General features: G+C 37.0%; 4 protein-coding genes and 1 pseudogene. 1 reads left to right on the top strand and 4 read right to left on the bottom strand.

Annotation, left to right across the window (positions count from 1 at the left end; all coding sequences use genetic code 11):
- Positions 1–290: 290 nt before the first annotated feature.
- The 4 genes and pseudogenes from V7164_RS20170 to V7164_RS20185 all read right to left on the bottom strand — a co-directional run bounded on the left by V7164_RS20170 (position 291) and on the right by V7164_RS20185 (position 4,131).
- Positions 291–908 carry a nitrite reductase gene (locus V7164_RS20170; protein ID WP_335346813.1) on the bottom strand — a complete coding sequence of 206 codons (618 nt, stop codon included), beginning with the start codon at positions 906–908 and terminating at the stop codon, positions 291–293.
- 105 nt (positions 909–1,013) lie between these two features.
- A complete protein-coding gene (locus V7164_RS20175) occupies positions 1,014–3,446 on the bottom strand; it encodes a heavy metal translocating P-type ATPase (protein ID WP_335346814.1) in 2,433 nt (810 codons plus the stop codon).
- Positions 3,447–3,578: 132 nt separating this feature from the next.
- Positions 3,579–3,725, bottom strand: a pseudogene (locus tag V7164_RS20180) (copper ion binding protein); the annotation flags it as partial.
- Between the two features lie 73 nt (positions 3,726–3,798).
- The gene (locus tag V7164_RS20185; protein ID WP_335346815.1) at positions 3,799–4,131 is read right to left on the bottom strand and encodes a metal-sensitive transcriptional regulator; all 333 of its coding nucleotides are present in this window, start codon (positions 4,129–4,131) and stop codon (positions 3,799–3,801) included.
- Between the two features lie 465 nt (positions 4,132–4,596).
- Between V7164_RS20185 and V7164_RS20190 the strand changes: the two genes are divergently transcribed.
- Positions 4,597–5,556: an arsenic resistance protein gene (locus V7164_RS20190; protein ID WP_335346816.1), complete on the top strand. Its 960-nt coding sequence runs from the start codon at positions 4,597–4,599 to the stop codon at positions 5,554–5,556.
- Positions 5,557–5,603: the final 47 nt, after the last annotated feature.

Genomic DNA, 5,603 nt, shown 5'->3' on the forward strand with positions numbered 1-5,603 from the left:
GTAAAAGTCACAATAAAACAGTATATGATAAAAGATGTAATATCCATGATGAAAACTCCCTTTCAGCGTTTTCATATAAATATACATCTAAAAATTTAATGGGATATAGTATATTATTGCAGGATTAGATATTTGTTTGATTGAAACCCTTAAAAGTCCCTTTTTAAAAACGCTATCTAATATATTCTATGGCGGTTATATAGAATAACCTTTTTAAACTTTTTTTGCACCACCTCCTTAATTCAAGGGTAGGGTAAATAGAGTCTTTTTAATAAATACAGAGATTTATATTAACTTATTAAATCATCTCTACCTATCCGTTTTAAAAATTTATAAAACGACTCTCGCTTTTTACCCATTTGCGAATAGATAGCGATAACCTTTTCTACAGTATCGTACAATTCTTCTGGCGTTAAATTCTCCTTCAGCAAAGAACCGACCTCGGCGTCTTTCCCTTTTGCTTTTCCACCAACATATAAATTGTAATGGTCTCTAATTTTCATAACACCTATGTCGCTTAACATGGGTTCACCGCAACCAATGGGACAACCTGTATAGGCAACTCTTAAGGTAAAGGGAACAGCTCTTCCAGCAATACGGCGATTTAATTCTTTTGCTACCGGCATTCCTTCCTCTTCTTCTCCTTTGCAAAAATTGCAGGTTCTTAAGCTTTTTACGAAGTTTCCAACTGGATAACATGCTAATCCAACATTTTGAAATTCTTCTATAATATATTCTTTTTTGGCTTCCGGGATTTCTATATAGAGTTGTTGGAAGGTGGTTAACTCCAGTTCCTCCTCTTCATTCATATATTTTGATATTGTCACAAGTTGCTTCGCGTTGAGTTTTGCTCCGTACCCTATTCCCCCATTTATGGCGATCTTAATTTTTTTATCATTATCCTCCATATAACTTTTCCTCCTTTCTTAACCATCTACTATACGCTAGTATGGTATAAATTTTACCGATACGAGACCTGCCACTAAATATAGTGACAGGTGATATCGACTATTTTATTTTTCTAATTTCACTCTTTGTAAACGCAGTGCGTTTAACACGACCGACACGGAACTAAATGCCATTGCTGCACCAGCTACCCATGGTGCAAGTAACCCTATTGCTGCAATTGGAATCCCAATGGTATTATAGGCAAATGCCCAGAATAAGTTTTGTTTAATATTACGCATCGTTTTGCGGCTCATTAAAATCGCATCAGCAATACTGTTTAAGTCGCCTCGAATTAGTGTAATATCCGCAGCTTCCATGGCAACATCTGTCCCTGTACCAATGGCCATCCCAATATCAGCTGTAGCTAGTGCTGGTGCGTCATTAATCCCATCGCCGACCATTGCCACTTTTTTGCCCTGTTCTTGTAGTTTTTTCACTTCTTCTGCTTTACCCTCAGGAAGCACTTCTGCAATAACCGCATCAACGCCTACCTCTTTACCAATTGCTTGGGCTGTACGTTCATTATCACCTGTCATCATAATTACTTTGATGCCCATTTCTTGTAATCGGCGTACAGCTTCCTGAGATGTATCTTTAATCGTATCTGCTACGGCAACTAGCCCTGCATATTGCCCATTAATATTGGCTAGCATCGCTGTTTTCCCATTGCGCTCTAATTCTTCCATCGCTGGGAGAACGGATTGTATATCGATCCCATATTGTTGCATAAGTTTACGCGTTCCAATGACAACCCCTTGACCTGAAACAGTCGCCTGCACCCCATAACCTGGGATCGCTTCGAAGAATTGGACATCACCAAGTTCAATGCCTTTATCTTGAATGCCTTGAACGATAGCTTGTGCTAATGGGTGCTCTGATTGCTTTTCCGCTGCACCGATCAACGATAAAAATTTCGTTTCGTCTTGACCATCTGCTACTAAAACATCCGTTAGGACAGGTTTACCATGTGTGACAGTACCTGTTTTATCGACTACTACTGTGTCAATACCTTGAGTTTGTTCTAAGTGTTCGCCACCTTTGAACAAAATACCAAATTCTGCAGCACGACCCGAACCAGCCATAATGGAAGTTGGTGTCGCTAAACCAAGTGCACAAGGGCAAGCAATTACAAGTATGGCAATTAACACTTCAAGTGCTGGTGTAAACTCACCTGGTTGAACAAATATAATCCATACTAGGAAGGCAATGATAGCAATCCCTACTACTATGGGTACAAAAATACCTGAAATTTGATCCGCCATCCGTTGGATTGGTGCTTTTGAACCTTGTGCATCTTCTACTACTTTAATAATTTGGGCTAATGCTGTATCACGTCCAACCTTTGTTGCTGTCATTTTGATGAAACCATTTTTGTTAATGGTTGAGCCGTATAATACGTCACCTGCTTTTTTATCCACTGGTAAACTTTCACCTGTTAACATCGATTCATCAACAGATGTTGTTCCTTCTACTACTTCACCATCAACAGGAATTTTTTCACCTGGCTTCACTAAAATCGTGTCACCTATTACTACCTCTTCTAAAGGTATTTCTTTTTCAACTCCATCACGTATGACGATAGCTGTTTTTGCCTGAAGCCCCATCAATTTTTTGATCGCTTCTGATGAACGGCCTTTTGCTCTTGCTTCAAATAATTTACCTAAAAGAATAAGTGTAATCAGTACTGCACTGGTTTCAAAATATAAATGTGGACTGTGGTGTGTTCCAGCTGTAACAATCGCTTGATATACACTATAAAAATAGGCTGCTGAAGTGCCCATAGCAACGAGTACATCCATGTTTGCACTACCATTGCGAAGTGCTTTATAGGCACCCACATAAAACTGTTTACCGATAATAAATTGTACAGGTGTTGCCAATAACAATTGAAACCATGGATTCATTAAGATGTCTGGTACATATAAAAACGATGTAAAAGAAAAGTGCCCAACCATCGTCCATAATAGCGGTAACGATAAAATCGCTGAAATTATAAATTTACGTTGTTGATCTTTAATGTGCTTTTCACGGTGGTCGACTTGTTCTTTTTCGTCTTGCTTTTGGTGCGCACCGTAACCTAGCTTTTCTACCTTCGCAATGATGTCTGCAATCGCTACCTCCGAAGGATTAAATTCGATTGTTGCTTTTTCAAGTGCTAAATTGACGTTCGCATTTGCAACACCTTCCATCTTATTTAATCCTTTTTCTATGCGCGTAGCACATGCGGCACAGGTCATTCCGGTAATATCAAATTCCGCTTTTTGTTTGACAACACCGTAGCCAAGTGCTTCGATTTTCTTTTCAAAATCAGCTTCACTTAGTTTCGAAGGGTCATATTTAATCGATGACTTTTCAAGGGCTAAGTTAACGGTTGCTTGCTCGACACCCTCCATTTTATTTAGCCCTTTTTCAATACGTGTTGCACACGCTGCGCAAGTCATTCCGGTAATTCCAATACTCGCTTCTTTGGAAGCTGCACTTTTTGCTGCTGAACTCATGAACTTTCCACCTCTCAAATACCCACAAGGGGTATATTTGTTTGAAAATGAGAGAGTGCTGCGATAGCACTCTTATTCCACCTCATATCCTTGGTCTTCAATGGTTTCTTTAATTTTATCAAGGGATACTTACGATTCATTAAATGTCACTTCAACTTGGGCATCATCTAATTTTACATTTACCTGGCTAATACCTTCTAATTGACCAACGCTACCTTCTATTGAATTCACACAATGCCCACATGACATTCCTTGTACTTTTAATGTTACATTTTGCATACCTTTTCTCTCTTTTAACGAAATGTTATTCAGCGTGATATACACCATAGGGGTATATACAAATTAAAAAAATTTACTTTTTCATTAATTTTTGAATGGTTACAACCAATTCATCGAGTACCTCATCATCACCTTCTGAAAGACGATCTACGACACAACCTTTAAGATGACCTTCTAAAAGAATTTTAGCTACACTATTTAATGCAGATTGCGTAGCAGAAATTTGTGTTATCACATCATCACAGTAAACGTCTTTGTCTATCATTCCTTTGATGCCTCGAATTTGCCCTTCGATACGATTTAATCGAGTGGTTAAATCCTTCTTTACTCGTTCTGGATGATGGCTTTTACGGCAAGACGTAACATCCTCAGTATGGCAAGCTACTTCATTCGCTGTGTTTTCCATTAGCTCAACCTCCAATCTTGATTTTATATTACCATACCCATGCTGGGTATGAAAAGAAATAAACATAAATATTTTTTATCAGTATGCTAAAACCTTTTTTGAACACGATTGTTAAAAGGAAACTACTAGCTGAATGGATTTCTTACGAAAATCGCTGCTGCCCATTTATAAAATTCTCACTATATGTAAGTGGTGAAGCAAACTCTATAAGATAAGAAATAATAGGAAGTAAAGTAGTCAAAAATCTACTAAGAGAAGAATTTCTTTTAGCATAAGCACCTTTACTCTAAATCTTTCCGGTTTGGGGGATTTTTAAATTAAGCTAAATAACAATTATGATAATATTAAGTAAGAATTCCTGTTCAAATTAAATATTTTCTTAAAAATCACTTATTACATAAGCCTCTTATTTAACAACTTTACAGAAAGTCTTTTTAGGGGGCGGTAAGAAGGGGCATCCAAATAATGATTTCTAGAGAAAAATTAGAAAACAATCAAGTTTGGCTATATGTCATTGTACTACTGATAGCAGCTGGATTTGGATTAATAGCTCCTGATTTCGGAGCACAATTAGATGCAACAATTTCTTTTATCATTGCTATTTTAATGTATAGTATGTTTTCGCAGATTCCTTTTACTTCTTTAAAAGAATCGTTTGCTAATCGTCGTTTTATTTGTGCTTTATTAACAGTTAACTATATTGCAGTTCCTATTGTGGTGTGGCTTCTATCAAAGTTATTACCCGAATATCCACCGTTATTGCTTGGGGTCTATTTAGTATTACTTACACCTTGTATTGATTATGTGATTGTTTTTACAGCTCTAGGGAGTGGTAATGAAAAGCTTATTCTTATTTCTACACCTATTCTCTTCATTACTCAAATGCTGCTATTACCTTTGTATTTATTATTGTTTATTGGGGATGATGCAGCAGAAATAGTAGACCCTGGTCCATTCCTTGAAGCATTCATTGGTCTTATCGTTATCCCTTTAGGACTTGCTATTGCCCTACAGATATTTGCAAAAAAATCACTTATTGGGAATAAAATAATAGATATATCGGCATGGCTTCCCGTCCCATTCATGGCTCTTACTCTTTTTGTTGTTGTATCGTCTCAAATAGGCAAATTATCAACATATATTGACCTGATTATCAAAGTAATTCCTATATATATTGCTTTTATGATTATTATGCCTATCATTTCTAGGTTTATTGCAAAGTGGTTCAAGCTTGATATTGGTTCAGGTCGTGCACTTATATTTAGTGGAGCTACACGTAATTCTCTTGTAGTTCTTCCTCTTGCTTTAGCCTTACCAGATAATTTGAGCACATTAGTAGCAGCCATAATTGTGACACAAACAATCGTTGAACTTGCAGGTGAACTAATTTATATTCGATTAGTACCCAATATACTTTTACGTTAAGAAACAACTTAATTCATATGTCTTCTAAAAAGCCCCCCTGCATCGTA

It is taken from the genome of Bacillus sp. JJ1474 (genome assembly GCF_036965225.1).
GTDB lineage: Bacteria > Bacillota > Bacilli > Bacillales > Cytobacillaceae > Cytobacillus.

Excerpts from the sequence above, each read along its gene's own strand:
- V7164_RS20170 (WP_335346813.1), bottom strand. The coding sequence starts at position 908 with ATGGAGGATAATGATAAAAAAATTAAGATCGCCATAAATGGGGGAATA.
- V7164_RS20175 (WP_335346814.1), bottom strand. The coding sequence starts at position 3,446 with ATGAGTTCAGCAGCAAAAAGTGCAGCTTCCAAAGAAGCGAGTATTGGA.
- V7164_RS20185 (WP_335346815.1), bottom strand. The coding sequence starts at position 4,131 with ATGGAAAACACAGCGAATGAAGTAGCTTGCCATACTGAGGATGTTACG.
- V7164_RS20190 (WP_335346816.1), top strand. The coding sequence starts at position 4,597 with ATGATTTCTAGAGAAAAATTAGAAAACAATCAAGTTTGGCTATATGTC.